This window comes from Arthrobacter sp. PAMC25284, assembly GCF_019443425.1.
Taxonomy (GTDB): domain Bacteria; phylum Actinomycetota; class Actinomycetes; order Actinomycetales; family Micrococcaceae; genus Arthrobacter; species Arthrobacter oryzae_A.
The window spans coordinates 1,569,076-1,588,833 of sequence record NZ_CP080382.1 but is presented as its reverse complement, the minus strand read 5'-3'; the positions used below and the strand labels follow the sequence as shown (position 1 = coordinate 1,588,833).

Annotated in this window: 15 protein-coding genes and 1 pseudogene; 6 read left to right on the top strand and 10 right to left on the bottom strand. The window is 67.1% G+C overall.

The window, feature by feature from the left end; genetic code table 11:
• Positions 1-64: 64 nt before the first annotated feature.
• Entirely contained in the window at positions 65-466 is a 402-nt protein-coding gene (locus KY499_RS07355; RefSeq protein WP_308813085.1) for a DUF4383 domain-containing protein, read from the bottom strand.
• Positions 467-683: 217 nt separating this feature from the next.
• Here KY499_RS07355 and KY499_RS07350 point away from each other — a divergent pair, with 217 nt between their 5' ends.
• Positions 684-2,003, top strand: a complete 1,320-nt coding sequence (locus tag KY499_RS07350; protein ID WP_219886654.1) for a DUF6350 family protein — start codon at positions 684-686, stop codon at positions 2,001-2,003.
• A gap of 4 nt (positions 2,004-2,007) precedes the next feature.
• On the opposite strand, the gene KY499_RS07345 is transcribed toward KY499_RS07350, so the two are convergent.
• On the bottom strand, positions 2,008-2,433 hold the full coding sequence (locus KY499_RS07345; protein ID WP_219886653.1) for a hypothetical protein: 426 nt from the start codon (positions 2,431-2,433) through the stop codon (positions 2,008-2,010).
• 39 nt (positions 2,434-2,472) lie between these two features.
• Here KY499_RS07345 and purN point away from each other — a divergent pair, with 39 nt between their 5' ends.
• Entirely contained in the window at positions 2,473-3,048 is a 576-nt protein-coding gene (gene purN, locus KY499_RS07340) for a phosphoribosylglycinamide formyltransferase (RefSeq protein ID WP_219886652.1), read from the top strand.
• A 153-nt stretch (positions 3,049-3,201) separates the two neighbouring features.
• A complete protein-coding gene (locus tag KY499_RS18540) occupies positions 3,202-4,275 on the top strand; it encodes a hypothetical protein (protein ID WP_219886651.1) in 1,074 nt (357 codons plus the stop codon).
• A 103-nt stretch (positions 4,276-4,378) separates the two neighbouring features.
• Here KY499_RS18540 and KY499_RS07330 read toward each other — a convergent pair whose 3' ends face one another.
• Positions 4,379-5,731, bottom strand: coding sequence for an MFS transporter (locus tag KY499_RS07330; RefSeq protein ID WP_123254270.1), 1,353 nt, complete (start codon positions 5,729-5,731; stop codon positions 4,379-4,381).
• A gap of 185 nt (positions 5,732-5,916) precedes the next feature.
• Here KY499_RS07330 and purH point away from each other — a divergent pair, with 185 nt between their 5' ends.
• Complete coding sequence (gene purH, locus KY499_RS07325) at positions 5,917-7,602, top strand: bifunctional phosphoribosylaminoimidazolecarboxamide formyltransferase/IMP cyclohydrolase (RefSeq protein WP_258191005.1); 1,686 nt, start codon at positions 5,917-5,919, stop codon at positions 7,600-7,602.
• A gap of 225 nt (positions 7,603-7,827) precedes the next feature.
• Here the strand turns inward: purH and KY499_RS07320 are convergent, their stop codons facing one another.
• Entirely contained in the window at positions 7,828-8,814 is a 987-nt protein-coding gene (locus KY499_RS07320; protein ID WP_219886650.1) for a serine protease, read from the bottom strand.
• A gap of 244 nt (positions 8,815-9,058) precedes the next feature.
• Here KY499_RS07320 and KY499_RS07315 point away from each other — a divergent pair.
• Positions 9,059-11,279: pseudogene (locus tag KY499_RS07315) on the top strand (NADP-dependent isocitrate dehydrogenase).
• A 134-nt stretch (positions 11,280-11,413) separates the two neighbouring features.
• Here the strand turns inward: KY499_RS07315 and KY499_RS07310 are convergent.
• Positions 11,414-11,947: a mucin-associated surface protein gene (locus tag KY499_RS07310; RefSeq protein ID WP_219886649.1), complete on the bottom strand. Its 534-nt coding sequence runs from the start codon at positions 11,945-11,947 to the stop codon at positions 11,414-11,416.
• Complete coding sequence (locus KY499_RS07305) at positions 11,944-13,176, bottom strand: serine/threonine-protein kinase (RefSeq protein ID WP_375141127.1); 1,233 nt, start codon at positions 13,174-13,176, stop codon at positions 11,944-11,946. Before KY499_RS07305 ends, KY499_RS07310 begins: the two co-directional genes overlap by 4 nt.
• 1,350 nt (positions 13,177-14,526) lie before the next feature.
• Between KY499_RS07305 and KY499_RS07300 the strand changes: the two genes are divergently transcribed.
• On the top strand, positions 14,527-14,985 hold the full coding sequence (locus KY499_RS07300) for a hypothetical protein (RefSeq protein WP_219886648.1): 459 nt from the start codon (positions 14,527-14,529) through the stop codon (positions 14,983-14,985).
• Here the strand turns inward: KY499_RS07300 and KY499_RS07295 are convergent.
• The 4 genes from KY499_RS07295 to KY499_RS07280 form a co-directional block, all read right to left on the bottom strand.
• A complete protein-coding gene (locus KY499_RS07295; protein ID WP_219886647.1) occupies positions 14,957-16,030 on the bottom strand; it encodes a Gfo/Idh/MocA family protein in 1,074 nt (357 codons plus the stop codon). The two genes, KY499_RS07300 and KY499_RS07295, sit on opposite strands and share 29 nt — an antisense overlap.
• A 205-nt stretch (positions 16,031-16,235) precedes the next feature.
• Positions 16,236-16,943, bottom strand: a complete 708-nt coding sequence (locus KY499_RS07290; RefSeq protein ID WP_123254275.1) for an ABC transporter ATP-binding protein — start codon at positions 16,941-16,943, stop codon at positions 16,236-16,238.
• A gap of 2 nt (positions 16,944-16,945) precedes the next feature.
• Positions 16,946-18,307 (bottom strand): ABC transporter permease, encoded by a 1,362-nt coding sequence (locus tag KY499_RS07285; RefSeq protein ID WP_219886646.1) that lies wholly within the window; start codon positions 18,305-18,307, stop codon positions 16,946-16,948.
• Positions 18,308-18,618: 311 nt separating this feature from the next.
• Positions 18,619-19,716 (bottom strand): sugar-binding protein, encoded by a 1,098-nt coding sequence (locus KY499_RS07280; RefSeq protein WP_123254277.1) that lies wholly within the window; start codon positions 19,714-19,716, stop codon positions 18,619-18,621.
• Between the last annotated feature and the right edge of the window lie 42 nt (positions 19,717-19,758).

The following is a 19,758-nucleotide window of genomic DNA, read 5'->3' as shown; positions in this document are numbered from 1 at the left end:
GTTCGAATTTTCGGATTGCTAAGAAACGGTACTCATTCGCGACTCCCTACGTCCCGGTGGTTGCTTACCGGGTTTTTGCGTCATCGGCCAGATGCCGTGCAAGCAGCCAGCCGGCGCCAATCATTGCAACGCCCAGTGCCAGAAGAGCCCATGCACCCGTGGCGTTCAGCGACAGAAAATTAGCCGCCGACCCCACGCCCACCATGAGCCCGTAGACGCTGAGGACGATGTACAGCAGACCGAAGCCCATCAGGAAGTTCCGGGCGCCCATTGCGTTGCGGGACATGGTCCAGCCGGTGGCTCCGATGGCCAACTGCACAATGTTGAGCAGCATGGACACCTGGAACAGGCCCAGGAACATGGCCGTTGACGCGGGCCCGAAGAACGCTAGGGAGCTGTACTGCGTGGTAATGCCGGGAATGAATCCCAGGACGCCCACGACTATAAGGACGATACCTACACCCATGCCGACGTTCTGAACATCCGTCCGTCCGAAGTGAACGCCATGTGCATGAGGAGATGCGGTAGTCATTTCTGCCTCCAAACCACTGATTGCGGACACTCCAATTTTACGGCGGACCTGCGGGAAAAGCTCCGGGGCCGAAGGGCCCTGATCACAACGATCCAGCGAATCAGCCTGTCGGATCCGGACCGTTGCCCGGCACATGGCACCATGGAAGACGATGAAACTGCGAGCTGACCAGACCGGAGAACGGGGCCTCCCCATGCCCCTGTGGCTGCAGGGGGCCCTCGAGTCCGCCCAGGCCGCCATCATCTCCGCACTGATAGTGATAGCCCCTATCGTCGCGGTGTGGGCAACCGCCGGATTCCAGGACAGCCGCCCCGACGCCCTGGCCCGTCTGGCCGGCCAGGCCTGGCTCCTGATCCACGGCGTCCCGTTATTGCTGGAAACCGTGGGCGCCGGACCTGCCGCGCTCCCGGAATCGGGCACTCTATCGCTCACCCCGCTCGCTCTGACTCTCATCCCGTTCCTGCTCGCCTGGCGGGCTGGTCGACGCCTGGCGCGCGCTTCCTACACCGACCAGCTCTGGCAGGCGCTGCTGGGCTCATGGCTCATCTATGCCTGCTTCGGCCTGACCACCGGCTTCGTCTGCCGTGTGCCCGAGGTCGGCGTGGGGCTCTGGACCGCCGCGTTTCTGCCGCTGATCCCGGTTTCGCTCGGCATGGTGATCGGCGCCCGCCGCGAGACGGGCTCCTGGAGCCGGCTGATCGGCGTCGACGCCGTCGCCTGGGTGTCCCGCACAGGCCAGAACTTCCGCTGGGCCGGTTCCTACCTCGGCTCCGCGATCACCGCCGCGCTGGTGGCCTTGATGGCAACCCTGGCGGCGTCGGCCGCGCTTCTGGCGGTGGACCTGGTGATCCACTGGAACCTCGTGATCGCAGTCTATGAAGGACTCGACGCCGGGGCCACGGGCGGGGCCGTCCTCACGATCGCCCAGCTGGGCTTCCTCCCCAACCTCGCGGTGTTCGCCCTGGCCTGGACGTCAGGCTCCGGCTTCGCGCTCGGCGTCGGCTCCCAGGCCGGACCGCTGGGGACCGCCGTCGGACCGCTGCCGTCCATCCCCGTTCTCGCGGCAGTTCCGTCGGGTCCGCTCGACTTTGGATTCGTGGCGCTTGTTGTTCCGGCGCTCGCCGGGGCCCTGGCCGGCTGGTGGTTCCTGCGCGCCGGCGAAAACCACTTCGATGAGTGGCTCTCCATCAAGATCCGTGCGCGGTCCTTCACGGCCGCGGCCTCGACCCTGGTCCTGGGCGTGGTGATTGGCAGCTTCACCGGCCTCTTCGCCGCTGCGCTGGCCTGGACAGCCAGCGGCTCGGCCGGGATCGGACGACTTACCGAGATAGGTCCGGATCCGCTCCGGACGGCGCTTTTTGTGGCCGCGGAGGTGGGGATCGGCGTCGTGATCGGCTACGCAGCCGGACCGTGGCTGGAACGCCAGCAGGAACTGCGCGAGGTGGACCTCGGCGCCACCGGCGGACAGTAACGTCCTAGCGGGCCGCTACCGGCAGAGACCCCTGCAGCGTGGTCTGGCACCGGGAGATTGCCTGCTGGGTCAGGGCCTGGCGGGAGCACTCCTGGAATTCGCGGAGCTGCGAATAGAACAGCACCGACGTCAGGACCAGCAGCACCTGCAGCGCCGAGACCACCACCGCCACAATGGCCGCGATCAGGACTCGCCTGGAACTTTTGATGGTGGTGGCCCGGACAAGCAGTACGATCCCAAGAACCAGGGCGGCGGCCGTAAGGATCGCACTGAGCCATACGTAGGTGATGTCCAGCTGGAGGACGAAGAACGATCCCAGAATCACCAGGCTGAAGATGCGGAACAGGGTGCGGATCTTCGCCGCGGACGCCTCGTCCGTCGCGCCGGGCTGCTGCTGCTGGCTGCCGCGGGGGGCATTCTGGGAAGTCATGGATTCCAGCCTACGCGAGCGGCCCCATAAGCTGGGACGATGCGCATCGTTGTCCTCGTTTCCGGTACCGGCTCCAACCTGCAGGCGGTCATTGACGCCGTGAATTCCGGCGGGCTCGACGTCGAGATCGCCGCCGTTGGTGCCGACCGGCCGGGAACCCACGGGGTGGAGCGCTCGGCCGCCGCCGGAATCCCGACGTTCGTGGTCGATTTCAAGGCCTACCCGGACCGGGCGGCATGGAACGCGGCACTGACCGAGGCGGTGGCCGCGTTCGCACCGGACGTCGTCGTTTCGTCGGGATTCATGCGCATCGTCAGCGCGGACTTCATCGACTCCTTCGGCGGCAAGTACCTCAACACCCACCCTGCTCTGCTGCCGGCCTTCCCCGGCGCCCACGGAGTCCGCGACGCGCTGGCATATGGGGTAAAAGTCACCGGGTGCACCGTTCACTGGGCGGACGCCGGAGTGGACACCGGCCCCATCATCGCCCAGGAGGCCGTGGCGATCGGCGACGGCGAGACCGAAGACGCGCTGCACGAGCGGATCAAAGTCGTGGAGCGCAGGTTGCTGGTGTCCACGCTGGCAGCACTCGCCGCGGCGGGCGCGTCCGAGTAGCGTTCAAGGCCGCCCAGTAGCGCCTTGAAATAGACACGTACGTCTCGCGAGAAGACGGGTAGCTGAATGGCTCCAAACACGCTGGTTGGAATGTGATTTGGGCCATAGTCTTGCGCCCTCTTACCAATTTTTGCCAATCCGCAGGCGGTATTCATGTCTCCATTCAGCTTTGCCAAAACCAGTCCGAAAGTCCTCGGTCTCACCGCCGTGCTCGTCCTCGGATCGGGCGCTGTAGTATACGCAAACGGATATTCGACGGGCTCAGGCGGCGAGATCCGGGGTTGTGTCAACAAGAACAACGGCGGGGAACTTCGCGTCCTCGCCGCCGGGGCCACTTGCAACCTTAAGAAGGAGAAGCCGATCTCCTGGAACATCCGGGGCACTCGCGGCATTCAAGGGTTGACGGGTGCCGACGGCGGAGTGGGTCCAGCCGGCTCGGATGGCGCGAACGGTGCCGATGGTGCGAACGGTGCCGATGGTGCGACGGGTCCGGCAGGCTTGGATGGCGCGAACGGTGCCGATGGTGCGACGGGTCCGGCGGGCGCGAACGGTGCCGATGGTGCGACGGGTCCGGCAGGCCTGGATGGCGCGAACGGTGCCGATGGTGCGACGGGTCCGGCAGGCCTGGATGGCGCGAACGGTGCCGATGGTGCGACGGGTCCGGCGGGCGCGAACGGTGCTGATGGTGCGACGGGTCCGGCGGGTCCGGCGGGCGCGAACGGTGCTGATGGTGCGACGGGTCCGGCGGGCGCGAACGGTGCTGATGGTGCGACGGGTCCGGCGGGCGCGAACGGTGCTGATGGTGCGACGGGTCCGGCGGGCGCGAACGGTGCTGATGGTGCGACGGGTCCGGCGGGCGCGAACGGTGCCGATGGTGCGACAGGTCCGGCGGGCGCGAACGGTGCCGATGGTGCGACGGGTCCGGCGGGCGCGAACGGTGCCGATGGTGCGACGGGTCCGGCAGGGCCCGCGGGTCCGGCCGGCGCCCCGGGCGCTGCTGCCTCCACGACTGTCTCGGTCGTCACCAATTCGGCGGCAGCATCCACGGTTGTGGCAAGCTGCGGCACAGGTAAGGCGATGGGCGGCGGATTCGTCTATGACCCGTCGGGCAACACCATAACGGCCAGCCGTCCCGTGTTGAATGCTACAAATCAACCGACCGGATGGACAGTGACGCAGTCCAAGGGCACGGCGTCCCTTCAGGTGTACGTGACCTGCCTTCAATAGTTCGTTGTTCGCCTGATATGACGGCGCCCCTTGGCGATCATGCTGAGGGGCGCCGTCCTGCGAACAGCGCAGGTTTTCCTATGGAGGCGTTCAGCCTCGGGCCCTACTCGAGCCGGCGCTGTTTGGTCTCGGGGGAGAAGAACGCCATCCAAATTACGGCCAGCAGCACCAGCCCGCCGGCCAGCGCGAAGGATGTCGCCAGTCCCAGCTCCGGCCAGAGGACCGCGGCGAAAAACAGCGGACCGAAGCCTGCCCCGAGCCGGGAGAAGCTTGAGGCCCAGCCGAAGCCGGAGCCGCGGAGTTCGGTCGGATACAGTTCGGAGACGTAGGCGTAGAGCACGGGAATGGCCACCTGGACCACGAAACCGAACACCAGCAGCCAGAACACGGCCGCCGTCGGGATGTCCACCACAATCGCCACGATCACCAGGGTCAGCGCGGACAGCGGGCCAGTGATCGCCAGGATCCACTTGCGGCCCACGCGCTCGACGAGCAGCGCCGCCACGACCACGCCGAGGAGCCCGACGGCGGCCATGGACGCCGTCGTGACAAAGGCCTTGGCCTCTTCGAAACCGGCGCCGATCAGGATCCTCGGCATCCAGGTCAGCGCCAGGTAGTAGACCAGCAAAATGGAGAAGAACAGCGACCAGGCCGCCGTCGTGATCTTCCAGTCGAATTGCCACAGGGCGCGCAGCTGGGTCCAGGCGCTTCCGGCCGAGAGCCGCGGAGCGTCCTGCGGCTCCGGGAGGCTGTAGGCGCGGGGCTCGGCGCCGGTGGCTGCCACGAGGTCGTCGATCACCTTGGCGGCGTCCTCGCGGCGGCCTTTCCGGATCAGGAACAGGGGGGACTCGGGCACGCTGCGCCGGACCCAGAAGACCAGCAGCGCCGGGAGCACCATCACCATCATGGTCAGGCGCCAGTCCGCGAATGCCGCTACGAGGCCGGCCGAGACGAAGCCGCACAGCGCGGCGCCGATTGGCCACCAGCCGTCCATCGCGGTGAGGACCCGGCCGCGTTGCCGGCGGGGCGTGAACTCGCCCACGAGCGCATAGTCGACCGGGATGCAGCCGCCCAGGCCGAAGCCGGCCAGGAAACGGAACGCCACAAACCAACCGAAGTCCGGGGAGAAGGCGCCCAGGACGGTGAAAATCGAGAAGATCAGCAGAGTCGCGGTGAAGGCTTTCTTCCGGCCGATGGTGTCGGCGATGGTGCCCCACACAAAGGCACCCAGCGCCATGCCGATCAGGTTGGACGTGCCGATCCAGGCGGCCTCGCCGACGCTCAGGGCCCAGTGTTTGGAGAGCAGCGGAATCAGGATGCCGTTGAGCGTGACATCCCAGGCGTCGAACATAAAGCCCAGCCCGCCGATCAGGAAGATCCGTCCCTGGACCTTCCACCGCCACGGCAGTTCCTGGACCACCTGTTCGCCGCTGGGCACTGTTGTGTATGTATTCATCTCCGCCTCCTCGGGCAACTTTACGTTGCCCGCTGCACTGGCGGCGGTCGTTGTTGGCGCGCCGCGGCCAACACGCCGGGGGTACTTAACACTCCGGCTGACAGGAAAGGCTGCTCCCGTGACGCGATAAACTGGACGCATCCCCACCATCCGCGGCACCGCCGCGACATAAGACGGAGACTTTTGTGATTTTGCCGCAGACTGAGCGTGTATCCATCGACCGTGTTCCCATCCGCCGTGCACTTATTTCGGTGTACGACAAGACCGGCCTGGAGGAGCTCGCGCGGGGCCTGCACGCTGCCGGCGTCAAGATTGTCTCGACCGGCTCCACCGCGAAGAAGATCGCAGCCGCCGGCATCCCGGTCCAGGAAGTCGAGGACGTCACGGGCTCTCCGGAAATGCTCGACGGTCGGGTCAAGACCCTGCACCCGCGCGTCCACGGCGGCATCCTCGCGGACCGCCGCGTCGCGGCTCACATGGAAACGCTGGCCGGCATGGAGATCGAAACGTTCGACCTCGTCGTCGTGAACCTCTACCCCTTCGTGGAGACCGTGAAGTCCGGCGCGGCGCAGGACGACGTCGTCGAGCAGATCGACATTGGCGGGCCCGCCATGGTGCGCTCCGCCGCGAAGAACCACGCCGCCGTCGCCATCGTGGTTGACCCGGGCACCTACGGCGATGTGGTGTCCGCCGCCGCGTCCGGCGGCTTCGACCTGAAGACCCGGCGCCGGCTCGCGGCCAGGGCCTTCGCGCACACCGCCGCCTACGACACCGCGGTGGCCAGCTGGACGGCGACCCAGTTCCTCGACGAGGACGGCGACGGCGTCATTGACTGGCCCGCCTACACCGGCCTCGCGCTGGAACGCTCCGAGGTGCTCCGCTACGGCGAGAACCCGCACCAGCAGGCCGCTCTGTACGTGGACAAGGCAGCCCCGGCCGGCATCGCCCAGGCCGATCAGCTGCACGGCAAGGCCATGAGCTACAACAACTTTGTCGACGCCGACGCAGCCCTCCGAGCCGCCTTCGACTTCGCCGAGCCAGCTGTGGCGATCATCAAGCACGCCAACCCCTGCGGTGTGGCTGTCGGTTCCGGCTCCGCAGCCGACCCGATCGCCGACGCCCACGCCAAGGCCCACGCCTGCGACCCGGTCTCTGCCTTCGGTGGTGTGATCGCCGCGAACCGCACCGTCACCGCCGGCATGGCCGCCACCGTCGCGGGCATCTTCACCGAGGTTGTCATCGCGCCAGGCTTCGAGCCCGAGGCGGTTGAAATCCTCGCCAAGAAGAAGAACATCCGCCTACTGGCACTGCCCGAGGGCTACGGCCGCTACCCCTCCGAATTCCGCCAGGTCTCCGGCGGCGTGCTGGTGCAGATGACGGACAAGGTCGACGCCGAGGGTGACAACCCGGCCAACTGGACCCTCGCCGCCGGTGAGGCCGCCGACGCCGCGACCCTGGCCGACCTCGCCTTCGCCTGGACTGCCTGCCGTGCAGCGAAGTCGAACGCGATCCTGCTCGCCGACGACGGTGCCGCCGTCGGGATCGGCATGGGTCAGGTCAACCGGCTCGACTCCTGCAAGCTCGCCGTCGAGCGCGCCAACTCCCTCGGCGTCACGGTGACCTCCGACGTCGACGCCGCCGGCGGCGCGTCCGGTGCCGATTCCAGCGATGCGCCCGAGCGTGCCCGCGGTGCCGTGGCGGCGTCGGACGCGTTCTTCCCGTTCGCTGACGGCCTGCAGATCCTGATCGACGCCGGTGTCCGTGCCGTCGTCCAGCCCGGCGGTTCCGTCCGGGACGAGGAAGTCATCGCCGCGGCCAACACCGCCGGCATCACGATGTACTTCACCGGGGCCCGCCACTTCTTCCACTAGGCCTTCGCAGGATTGCCCGCCGGCTGCAACCGGCCGCCGGGCAGCCCCGCCGCCCAAACAATGGACATGCCCTCCCGTTCCGGGAGGGCATGTCCATTTTTTGTGGCAAGGAGTGAGCAGGTTGGGATTATGTCCGGTGGCTGGGCTGTACGGGGGACATGTCCAGTTGCGCGACGACGGCGGCCGCCCTGGTGGGGCAACCGCCGTCGGACTGCTGGGCGGAAGCTAGGAGGCGGCCGCCGTGGTGTAGGTCTGCTGGATGACCGAGCCCCAGTACGGGCCGTACATCGTGGTGGAGTTGCTGCCGTAGCCGTAGCTGTTCACCGAGTTCTGGTAGCCGGTGGAGCTGGAACCGATGAACCACGGCCCGCCCGAGGAGCCGCCGGTCATGTTGCACGGGATGCCCTGGGAGTTGAACTGCGGGTTGTAGGGGTCATTCTTGGCGGTGCCGGAGCAGCTCTTGAGGGTTTCGCCGTTGAACGGCGCCGCCGCCGGGTACCCGAACGCCTTGTAGGTCAAGCCCCGGGCCGCGTTGAACTGCAGGCCGGAGGCGCCCACGACGTCGGACAGGGACTGGCCGTTGAGCGTGGACATCACAGCGAAGCCGGTGTCGTAGGTCGAGTCCCCGTTGGCGGCCCACTGGCTCGGTGCGTGCAGGGATTTGGCCGTCCACTGGCCGTAGGGTGCGGAACCGTTCTGGTACGCCGGGACGAAGGTGAACTTGGTGGCGAAGGCGCCGGGGCCCTCATTGAGGCAGTGCCCGGCAGTGGAGACGGTGTTCTTGTTGCCGGCGGAGACCGAGTTGCCGGAGCAAACGTAGTTGGTCCCGGCGAGGGTGAAGAACACCTTGCCGATGTGCGGGACGGGGGACTCGCTGGCGTTGGCCTTCTTGACCGTGGCGGCGGCCTTTGGCGCCATGGTCTCGATGGTGCTCGGGGCACCCTTCTCCACCGGGGCGGACGGCCTGGCCGGAGCGCCGCGTTCCATCGCTTTCTTCCCCAGAACGTCGCCGGGAACGGCGGTCCGCATGCGCTCCGGTGTCCAGTAGCCCACGCCGGCATCGGTCACCAGATGGCTGCTGACGCCGTCCGCCGGAGCGGGCGCCTTGGCAGCTGCGGGGGACGCTGCGGCGGGGCCGGCCGCTCCGAGAGCGAGCAGGGTTGCGGCCGTAAGGGTGAACAGGCTGGTGGCCAGAGTCTTGGGTTTTCTCATGGTGTCCTAACCGGAGGAAAGCGGTGCGGCCACCGTGGGCGGCCGCTGGGATGGGAATGAAACTACGGCAGTGTGACGAGTCTGTAAAGTCGTTTGTCAAATCTTGTTGATTCGTGATGGGATGTCATGGATCTGCCGTTGGCCGCCGCCGGTAGGCGCCAAGCCGGTGTCCTCGGGTAAGTTAGGAATGTTGCAAAACCCACGATTCCGGATACACCCAGACCTTCAGGGAGACGCCCGCGCAATGGCAAAGATTATCTATACCCACACCGACGAAGCGCCGATGCTGGCCACCTATTCGTTCTTGCCGATTGTCGAGGCCTTCGCCTCCACTGCCGGTGTGGAAGTGGAGACCCGCGACATTTCGCTGGCAGGCCGCATCATCGCCTCATTCGGCGACTACCTCACGGAGGACCAGCGCGTCAGCGACGCCTTGGCCGAACTCGGTGCGCTGGCCAAAACGCCTGAGGCCAACATCATCAAACTCCCGAACATCAGTGCCTCCGTGCCCCAGTTGAAGGCCGCCGTCGCGGAACTCCAGGCCCAGGGCTATGCACTGCCGGACTACCCGGACAACCCCTCCTCGGACGAGGAGACGGACATCCGCTCCCGCTTTGACAAGATCAAGGGCTCCGCGGTGAACCCGGTGCTGCGCGAGGGCAACTCAGACCGCCGTGCCCCGCTGTCGGTCAAGAACTACGCCCGCCAGAACCCGCACAGCATGGGCGCCTGGACGTCCGAATCGAAGACCAACGTCGCCCACATGGACGCCGACGACTTCCGCTCGAACGAAAAGTCGGTGGTCATTAAGGCCGACGGCAACGTCAAGATCCAGCTGGTCAAGGAAGACGGCACGGTCAAGGTCCTCAAACGTGCCTTCCCCGTCCTGGCCGGCGAGGTCATCGACGGAACCGTGATGCGCGCCGCCGCCCTCGATGAGTTCCTGGCGGCCCAGGTTGCCCGGGCCAGGAACGAGGGTGTGCTGTTCTCCGCCCACCTGAAGGCCACCATGATGAAGGTCTCGGACCCGATCATCTTCGGCCACGTCGTCAAGGCCTACTTCGCGGATCTCTTTGCCAGCTATGGCGAGCAGATCGCCGCGGCCGGCCTGAGCCCCAACAACGGCCTTGCCTCCATCCTGAACGGGCTTCACGACCTCCCCGAGGAGATCCGCGCCGACGTCGAGGCTGCCATCCAGAAGGGCCTCAACGACGGCCCCGAACTGGCCATGGTCGATTCGGATAAGGGCATCACCAACCTGCACGTGCCCTCCGACGTGATCGTCGACGCCTCAATGCCGGCCATGATCCGCAGCTCCGGCCACATGTGGGGACGTGACGGCCAGGAGGCCGATACCCTCGCGGTGCTGCCGGACAGCAGCTACGCCGCCATCTACCAGGTGGTTATCGACGATTGCCGGGCCCACGGAGCCTTCGATCCGACCACCATGGGCACCGTGCCGAACGTCGGCCTGATGGCCCAGGCTGCCGAGGAGTACGGCAGCCACGACAAGACGTTTGAGATCCAGGCCTCCGGCACCGTCCAGATCGTCGACGACGCCGGCACCGTGCTCGTCGAGCACCAGGTTTCGCCCGGTGATATCTGGCGTGCCTGCCAGACCAAGGACGTGCCGATCCGCGACTGGGTCAAGCTCGCCGTCACCCGCGCCCGTGCCTCCGCTACGCCGGCTGTGTTCTGGCTGGACAAGGGCCGCGCGCACGATGCCCGGATGATCGCCAAGGTCGAGGAATACCTGGCCGAGCACGACACCGATGGCCTCCAGATCACGATCATGTCCCCGGAGAAGGCCACGGCCCTACACGCTGGACCGCATCCGCAAGGGTGAAGACACGATCTCCGTGACGGGCAACGTGCTCCGTGACTACCTCACGGACCTCTTCCCGATCCTGGAACTGGGCACCAGCGCCAAGATGCTCTCGGTCGTGCCGCTGATCAATGGCGGAGGACTGTTCGAGACCGGTGCCGGCGGCTCCGCTCCCAAGCACGTCCAGCAGTTGATCAAGGAAAACCACCTCCGCTGGGACAGCCTTGGCGAATTCCTTGCCCTGGCCGTCAGCTTCGAACACCTCGCGGTGAGCACGGGCAACGCCCGCGCCCAGATCCTGGCCGACACCCTGGACCGTGCCACCGGCACGTTCCTGCTGGAGGACAAGTCCCCGCGCCGCAAGGCCGGCGAACTGGACAACCGCGGCAGCCACTTCTACCTGGCCAAGTTCTGGGCCCAGGAACTGGCCCGGCAGACCGACGACGCCGAGCTGGCCGCCGCCTTCGCCGCCGTCGCCGACGCGCTGGCCTCGAACGAGGATGCGATCAACGACGAACTGCTGGCTGTGCAGGGCTCGCCGGTCGACGTCGGGGGTTACTACCGCCCCGATGTGGCCAAGGTCTCCGCCGTCATGCGCCCTTCGGCCACGTTCAGCCAGGTCCTGGGGATGCTGGGCTGAGTCCCTGAGGAATAAGTTGTAGTGCCGGAACGGCGCATCGGGAGTTCCCGGTGCGCCGTTTCCGTGTCCAAGGAGATAAGCGTCGGGTGCGGCGCGCCGCAGCCGGGCGGACTTCGGCCCCGTGCCCGGCCGCCTCAGTCTTTGTCTTTTCCCTTGCCCTTTGGCTTGTCGGCTTTGCCCTGGGCGGCGGCCCGCTCAGCCGCCGCCTGCTCAGCCGCCGCCTGCTCAGCCGCGGCCTGGGCTGCAGCGGCTTGCGCCGCAGCCTCCTTCTCCGCTGCTGCTTTTTCCGCCGCAGCCTGCTCCGCTGCGGCCTGGGCTGCTGCTTCCACGGCGGCCTTCCGTGCCGTCAAGTCGACTCGGACGGCGTCGATGGACGCGCCGATGCTCTGGTGGCGCTTGAACGAGACCTCGCCCCGCGCCGCGGCCCCATCGAGCCGCGTCGCCAGTTCATCGAGCAGCGTCAGCGCGGTGCCTGCGTCGTCAGCCGCTGCTGCTTCGGTGACTGCCAGGACCTGGGACTGGAGTTCACGGGCGGCGTCGTTACTGAGCTCGGGCGCCGGACCGCCGCAGCCGGCGAGGACACCGGTCAGTGCGGCGGAAAGAAGGAACCCGGTGAGTATCGGGGGGCGGCGATTTCCGGTACGGGACTGGCTGCTGTTGCGGTTCATGGCTGGACGTTCTCCTGCAGCTGTTTCAGGTGCTCGCCGAGGCTGCCCGTGACGGCGGGATACGGGACAACGACGGCGGGGGCTTCCGGGACAGAAAGGGCGATGGCTCCGGCGCTGATCGCTCCGAGCAACGCCACTCCGGCGAGAGCCACGGCGATGCGAGTTCGCCGGCCGGTTCGTCGCAGGCGGGCAGGCCAGCGGGACGGCCCGGGCGGCCGGGCGGGCCGCGGCGGGCCGGTGTGGCCGGAAGCGCCGCCGGAGAGGGACGGTTCCATCCGAAGCGTTCCGTTGCCGTCTCCGGTGCCAGGCAGCTGGGGAGGCCGCGCCGGCGGGGCAGGCAATACTTGGGTTTCCATTCCTGCCGGTAGACCCGGAGTGGACTCCGGCGAGGCGACGGCGCTGCGGAGGGCTGTTTCCACAGCGGTTGCGGAGGGGCGCTCAGACGGTAGCGCGGCAGTCATGGCGCGGATCAGTTGCGTCCATTCCGGCCCGAGGTGTTCGGGGACGGCCGGTTGGCGGTGGAGGCGTGCCACAGCCGACTCCACGGCGTTGCCCGGGTACTCGATTTCGCGTTTGACGCACTCGAGTAACACCAGCCCTAGGGAGTAGATGTCGCTGGCAGGGCCGATATCAGAGCCCCGGGCCTGTTCCGGACTCAAATAGGCGGCGGTTCCTACCATGGTGCCGGTGGCCGTGAGCCGGGTGCCGTCGATAATCCTAGCGATGCCGAAATCGGTCAGTTTTGGCCGAAGGGGGTCCCCGGCCCTGACGGGAGCCAGCAGGATGTTTGCCGGCTTTATGTCGCGGTGGATGATGCCAAGCGAATGGACGTACGCCAAGGCATCGGCGACACCGGCACCGATGACGGCCAATTCCTCCAGTGTCACCGGGCTGCGCCGCAGCCTGTCCCTGAGGTCCTCGCCGTCCACCAATTCCATGGTCAGGAACGGCCGCGGTTCGCCGGGGATTCTGTTGTCCGCTCCGGCGTCAAACAATGTCACGAGGCCTGGATGATTCAAACTGGCCAGGAGTTCAATCTCGGCGTCCTGGCGCCTGAGTTCATCGGCGTCGGCCAGCCGCGGGTCGAACAGCTTCAGCGCGACCGAGCGGCCCAGGTTCATGTCCCGTGCGGTGTAGACCGTGGCCATTCCGCCGCGGCCGATGACGTCGCCCAGTCTATAGCGGCCACCCAACAGCCCCGTCGTGTTGTCTGCGGGTGACCCGTCCACGCTGCCCCGTCCTTTCCGGTACGCCACGGCGGCGCCCTCCGAGAATAATACGGGGTCGGGTATGGGCAGCAACAACGAGGAGTTGGTCAACCTGCCAGGGTCCGGCTCCTCCACCTGAGCCAATGAATGCCGTTGGGTCCCCCAGCGGACCCAACGACCTTCGCTCCGGAAGCCACCGGACCTGGACGGAAACCATCGGGTTCATTAGGGCGGACGGGTCTTGTGGTCCGCCGGCGCTGGCGCATGTCCTGGCGGTCGCAACTTTCGCTCCGGGCCTGGTGGCGGCGGGCAGGACCTGCAGTGCGCTGACAGCGGCGTCCGGTTCTGAAGTGGCGTGCCGGAACCCCGGGTAAGGACGGGATTGTCCATGGGAATTCTCCTGGATGACGTCTAACGGGTGCAGCATGGCAGCCCGAAGGGCCGTGCTCTGGGGAGTCAGAGACGGCTTAGTCAGTCAGGGGAAGAACCGGGGTCAGCACAGAAGGCTGATTCCCCGTGCTGGAGCGGACCGCTGATGGGGTCGGCCCCAGTGACGGGCAGAGAGAAGTTCAAGCCTGGAAGCCAGGCGGCCGTCGCGCCGGGACCTTGGGAGGAGTGCCCGCTTCCGCAGCCGGAACCTGGCGCGGGTGGCAACGCATCCGGTCCGGGTAGCCCGGTGCCGGCGTGCCAGGGTCCCGGGCCTGCCGGGCCTGGCTCCGGGGTACCGCCGTCATCGGACACCGGGGCAGGGGGTGCCTGGGCCCTCTGCGCCGCCGGAACAGCGGCTGCGGGCGGGAGGGCGGCTGCCCAGGGCTGGGAAGGAAAGTAATAGGGCGTTGCCGGTTGCCAGTTAACGTCCGGACCGCGCGGGGACAGAACCTGTGCCGGACGTGGCGCCTCCAGGGATGGCGTGTCGACGTGCGCATCACCCGGTGCCCCGGCGGGCCCGGCGGTTTCCGCGTCTGCCGCAGCATCGGCAGGCCCGGCATCCGGAGAAATACCAGCTGCACTGGGCGGATCAGTCGAGGATCCTTCCGCCGGTGACGTGGTGTCGTCCGCCGGAGGGTTCTGTCGGGGATCCTGGCCATCCGGAAGCGTGCCGTCTGAAGGGGGCACGGACCCGTCTGGATCCAGGCCCGGATCCAGTGCTGGATCCGCGGCGGGAGGCGCGGGCCCGGGTGTGCCACCCGGCTGTGGAGGCGCTGCCGGGTCGGGGACGATGGCCGGGTCAGTGGCCGGATCAAGGGCGGGAGCGGTTGGCCCGCCGTCCGGTTCCAAAGCCGTCGGATCCGGGGATGCCGCTGCCGCGGTCGGAGTCGCTGCAGGCTCTGTCGGAACGGAAACCGCCGACCACTCAACGACGACAGGTGCATGGTAGGGACCCGCAGCGGCATGGTCATCGCCATGGTCGTCATCCCCGGCGCCGAAGAAGTCTTCTTCATCATCGGTGTCGAAGAGATCGTCGGCGTAGGTATCCACCGCATCATCGTCGAAGAGGTCGTCGGCATCGACGCCCGCAGCCCCAGCGGCCCCAACGGCGCCAGCAGTGCCGCCCGCCCCGGGGAGGGCCTGGCCGCCCTCGGCGGTGGCGGCCCCGGCGGAGAGCCCGAGCCAGACAACGCCGGTGATTCCAGCCAGCAGCAGCCGGCGCAACGGCCTGCGGAGAGACGCGCAGAACGTCCTGGAAGCTGGCTCCATGCGCACACCCCCGTTCCCGGACAACCCGACGATACCTTTCAGGTTAGGTCGGGCCCTCCGCTGCGAGTCCATAGCACGTCGAAAGAGAACTGGATCCGTGACGTCAGCCGCGGGCGTCGTTCGGGTAGCTGACCCCGAGCTGGGCGCGGACGCCGTCGAAAAGCCGCATCATGTTCAGGGAATCCTCGAGCGGCATCACGGGACTCTCGGTGAGGCCCTGCTGGACGCAGCGCGTCACCTCCCGGAGCTCGTAGGTGTAGCCCCGGCCCACGACGTCGAAGTGTTCACGGCGCGGTTCGTCGAAGCCGGTCCTGACCAGCAGCTCCGCAGGATTGTTGATCGAGCCGACGCTCTGGAAATACCCCAGGCTGCCCGCCACGGTGGCGGTGCGGGGGCCGTAGGCCAGCAAAGATGATGTCAGCTGCGCCTGCGCGCCGTGCTGGTACCCGAGAGTGAGGGCGTTCTGGGCGTCGACGCCGTCGTCGTTCAGCCATCCGGTGGCGCTGACGGTCTGCGGAAAGCCCAGTGTGCCCAGCGCCCACAGCAGCGGGTAGACGGTCAGGTCCAGCAGGGCGCCGCCTCCGTCCTTCGGCGCCCAGAGCCGGGACGTGGGGGAGTACGGCGCCGGGAAGCCAAGATCGGCACTGACCCACTGGACCTCGCCGATTTCGCCGGAGGCGGCGATGTCGAAGGCCCGCTGCATCCCGGGCAGGAAGCGGCTCCACACCGCTTCCATCAGGAACAGACCCTTGGTCCGCGCCAGAGTCACAAGCTCCGCAGCTTCCCTGGCGTTGACAGTTAAGGCTTTCTCGCACAGTACGTGCTTGCCCGCGGACAACGCAGCCAGGGCGATTTCGTGATGGTGGGCGTGCGGAGTGGCGACGTAGACGATATCCACTGCGTCATCCTCCAGCAGCCGCCGATACCCGATCTGCTTATCGTCGTCACCGTAGGCGCGGGAGAAGCCGTAGTCGGCGGCGAAGGCATCCGCGGCCGCCTGGGTGCGGGAACTGACCGCGTAAAGCTCTGCGTCGGCCAGGAGGGCCAGGTCCCGGGTCACGGATGCGGCGATGCCGCCGGTGGCGATCACGCCCCAGCGCAGCCTGGCGCCGGTAGCTGTGCGGGGGTCCTGATCCGGCTGGGAGAAAAGCCACGGCGTCGCGATGTGGGCGGTCATGGTGCCATCCTCTCACCCACTTGCGGGAGGGTGTGGGGTATTGCTGCGGGAGCTGAGGAAGGGATGGGCGGGAAACGCCGAAAGGTGCGGGAGGGATGGGGGGAAGACTACGAAAGGTGCAGGAGGGTCTGGACCAGATCCTCCTGCACCTTGCGGAAGCCGTCCGGTGCGGGTCCGGGTCGCTTCGGATAGGCCGTTTCGTCGCTCAGGCCGTCGCTGCGGCCGGCGACTTGATCCGGGCGGTTTCCTCGGTGAGCCGGCCCTGCTGCAGCCGGAACCGGCGGTCCGTCTTGTTGGCCAGGGCCCGGTCGTGGGTGACCACCAGGATCGTGGTGTTGTGGTCCCGGCTGAGCGAGCTGAGCAGTTCGATGATGTGGTCACCGGTCTGCTCGTCCAGGTTTCCGGTGGGTTCATCGGCCAGGATGAGTTTGGGCTCGTTGGCCAGGGCGCGGGCGATTGCCACCCGCTGCTGTTCGCCGCCGGAGAGCCGGTTGATGCGCCGGACATGCTTTTCCGGATCGAGCTGGACCTGTTCGAGCAGTTCCCGGGCCCGTTCCTGCCGCGCCGCCTTCCCGACGCCGGCAAATTCCATCGGCAGCATCACATTGTCGACGGCCGAGAGGTTGGGGATCAGGTTGAACTGCTGGAACACAAAGCCGATGTCCCGGCGGCGGTACTCGGTCAGTTTGCCGTCCGGCATACCGGCGAGGCTCACGCCGTTGACGATGACGTCGCCGCTGGTCGGCTTGTCCAGCGCGCCGAGCAGGGACAACAGGGTGCTTTTGCCGCTGCCGCTCTTGCCCACGATCGAGGCCAGGGTGCCCTGTTCAAGCTCGAAGCTGACGTCGTTGACGGGCTTGATGGTCCGGTCGCCGGAATTGAACGTGCGGACGAGGTTCTTGACTTCGATCATGGCTACTCTCCTCGGAGGACTTCGATGGGGCGGATACGGGCGGTGAGCAGGGCCGGGACGAGTGAGCCGATGATGGCCACGCCGAACACCGCGGCAATGCCGGCGGCAATGACGCCGGGGGAGGCGCTCGCCGTGACGGAGGTCAGCAGTTGGTTGGCACCGCCGAAGGCAGCGCCGCCTCCGCCGCCGCGCTGGCCGGGTCCCGCCGTCGTAGTTGAAGTGGTGCTGGTACTGACCAGGGCGGAGGCGATGCCGCCGCTGGCGAAGGATGCGACGGCGGCGCCCACCGCGCTGCCCAGTGTCACGAGCACGAGGGCCTCGAGGACAAACTGCAGACCGATGGTCCTGTTAGGGGCGCCGATCGCCTTGAGGACGCCGATCTCCCGGCGGCGCTCGCGGACCAGCATGACCATAATGAGCAGGATGATCACGCCAGCGGTGCCAAGGGCGGCAACGAAGGCGAGCAGCGAGATGTTCTTGACACTGTCCAGCGAGCTGACGGCGGTTTCGAGGTTGCGCTGACCCTGCGTGACATCGGCTTTATCGGCACCGAGTGCACTTTGGAGCTCAATCTTGGCGTCGTCGACGTTTTCCATGCTGTCGACCGTGACGATCATCGTGGACAGCTCGTCCGGCAGCCCGGCCAGGGCCTGGGCGGCCGGGAGGGTGAGGTAGAGGGCGTTGTTGCCGAAGGCCGTCCCGGCGTCGAACAGCCCCGCGACGGTGTACGTCTGGTCGTTGATGGTGAACGTGGAGCCGACGGACACGCCGTTTTTCTCGGCGAGGGTGGTACCGAGGATCGCAGTGTCGGACACGGCCGTGTAATCGCCCAGGCCGGTGCCGTCAGTGATTTCCAGCGCCTTGCCGGTGGTGTCCACTTCGGCGCCGATCCCGGTGGCGGTGATCGAAAGCGTCCGCGCGGGCTGCGCAGTGCCGGTCGTGCCCGTGTCCTGGTTGCGGTTGCCGAGGGTTCCGGCATCGACGGCGGCCGTGAGGCTGGTGGTGAGAGCCGCGGTGGGCTGCCCGCCCGGGCCGCCCTGCCCGGCGGCGGCAGCGGTGGCGTTGCTCAGCCGGAGCGCCTGGGTCCCGACGACGGACGTTACGTTTGGCACGGCGGCGGCCGTGGCGGCCTGGGCAGACGTCAGCGGTTCGCCGCCGCCTTCGAAGCCCTGGCCGCCGGCCGGGTTGACGGTCAGGACGGTGCCGACAGAGGTGTTGAGTTCCGCCACCTTGGCGGCCACCGCCTGATTGGCAACGAGCATGGACAGGGCGAGGCCGATTGCGACGGCCAGTACTGCCACCACGGCCCCGGTCCGGACCTTGTTTCGGAAGGCATTACCTACGCTTCGGGCGAGGACGCTCACTGGACTCCTAGGATCTTGTGCCGGACGGTATGGCCGGCTGCTCGTCCAAGAGTCGTTGGGCGGGCTGTGCGGCGGACAGCCCGTGGCTGTGTCTGCGCTGTGAAAGCCTGGAACGCGGCACCGGGGCCTTGCTGCAGCCGGGGCCGGACACAGCCGGCCCGGACACAAGGAGCCCCGGCCCTCCCTTGCTGAACTGCTCCCCGAGAGTCAGAACTGATTTCTCAGTCCAACTTTCGGGGTGCAGTTCATTGCGGGGGAGCCGGGGCTCTTGCGGCAGTTTCCGGCCGAAGCGCGGACTGCCTGGTGTGCGACTACTTCGTCAGCGGGCCGAGTACCGGATCGTCGGTGTAGGCCGTCTTGACGTTTTCTGCCGTCACGATGACCGGCTCCAGCAGGAACGCCGGAACGACCTTCGTGCCGTTGTCGTAGGACTTGTCATCGTTGACCTCGGGCGTCTTGCCTGCCTGCAGGTCCTTGACCATGGTGATCGCGTGCTCAACGAGCTTGCGGGTGTCCTTATTGATCGTGGAGTACTGCTCGCCGGCCATGATGGACTTGACGGACTCAACCTCGGAGTCCTGGCCCGTGATGACCGGAAGCTGCTTGCCGGCGGCCTTGACGGAGGTCAGGACTGCCCGGGCCAGCGTATCGTTCGGGGACAGCACGCCATCGAGCGTCGCGGAACCGTAGGTGCCTGCGAGCAGGGTGTCCATACGCCGCTGGGCGTTTTCAGCCTTCCAGCCCTGGGTGACGGCCTGTTCGAACGAGGTCTGTCCGGACATGACCGTGAGGGTGCCGTCGTCGATCTTCGGCTGCAGGATGCTCATGGCGCCGTCGAAGAAGACCTTCGCGTTGGCATCATCCGGGGACCCGGCGAAGAGCTCGATGTTGTACGGGCCCTCGGGCTTCTTGGCCTTCATTCCGTCCAGCAGCGCCTGGCCCTGCAGTTCGCCGACCTTGAAGTTGTCGTAGGCCACGTAGTAGTCCACGTTCTCGGTGTTCAGCAGCAGACGGTCGTACGCGATGATGGTCGCGCCGGCGTCTTTGGCCTGCCGGAGCTGGGTGCCGAGCTGGGCGCCGTCGATGGCACCGACGATGATGACCTTGGCACCCTTGGTGACCATGGCACTGATCTGGTTCTGCTGCTCGGAAACGCCGCCGTTGGCAAACTGCACATCGGCCTTGAATCCGGCTCCGTTGAGGCCGTCGTTGAACAGCTTCTCGGCCAGGACCCAGTTTTCACTGGTCTTCTGCGGGAGCGCGACGCCGATCGAGGAGTCCTGCGGGAATCCTGCTGCGCCGGAGGCGCCGCCTGCCGTGGTGGGCTCCGAGCGGCCGCAGGCCGTCAGCGCCAGTGCTGCAATAGCGGCGATTGCCGCTGCCTTTCCAGCTTTACCAATCATTTGCATTACTTGGTTCTCTTTCTATAGGTGGAGTGGGAAGCGTGTGGG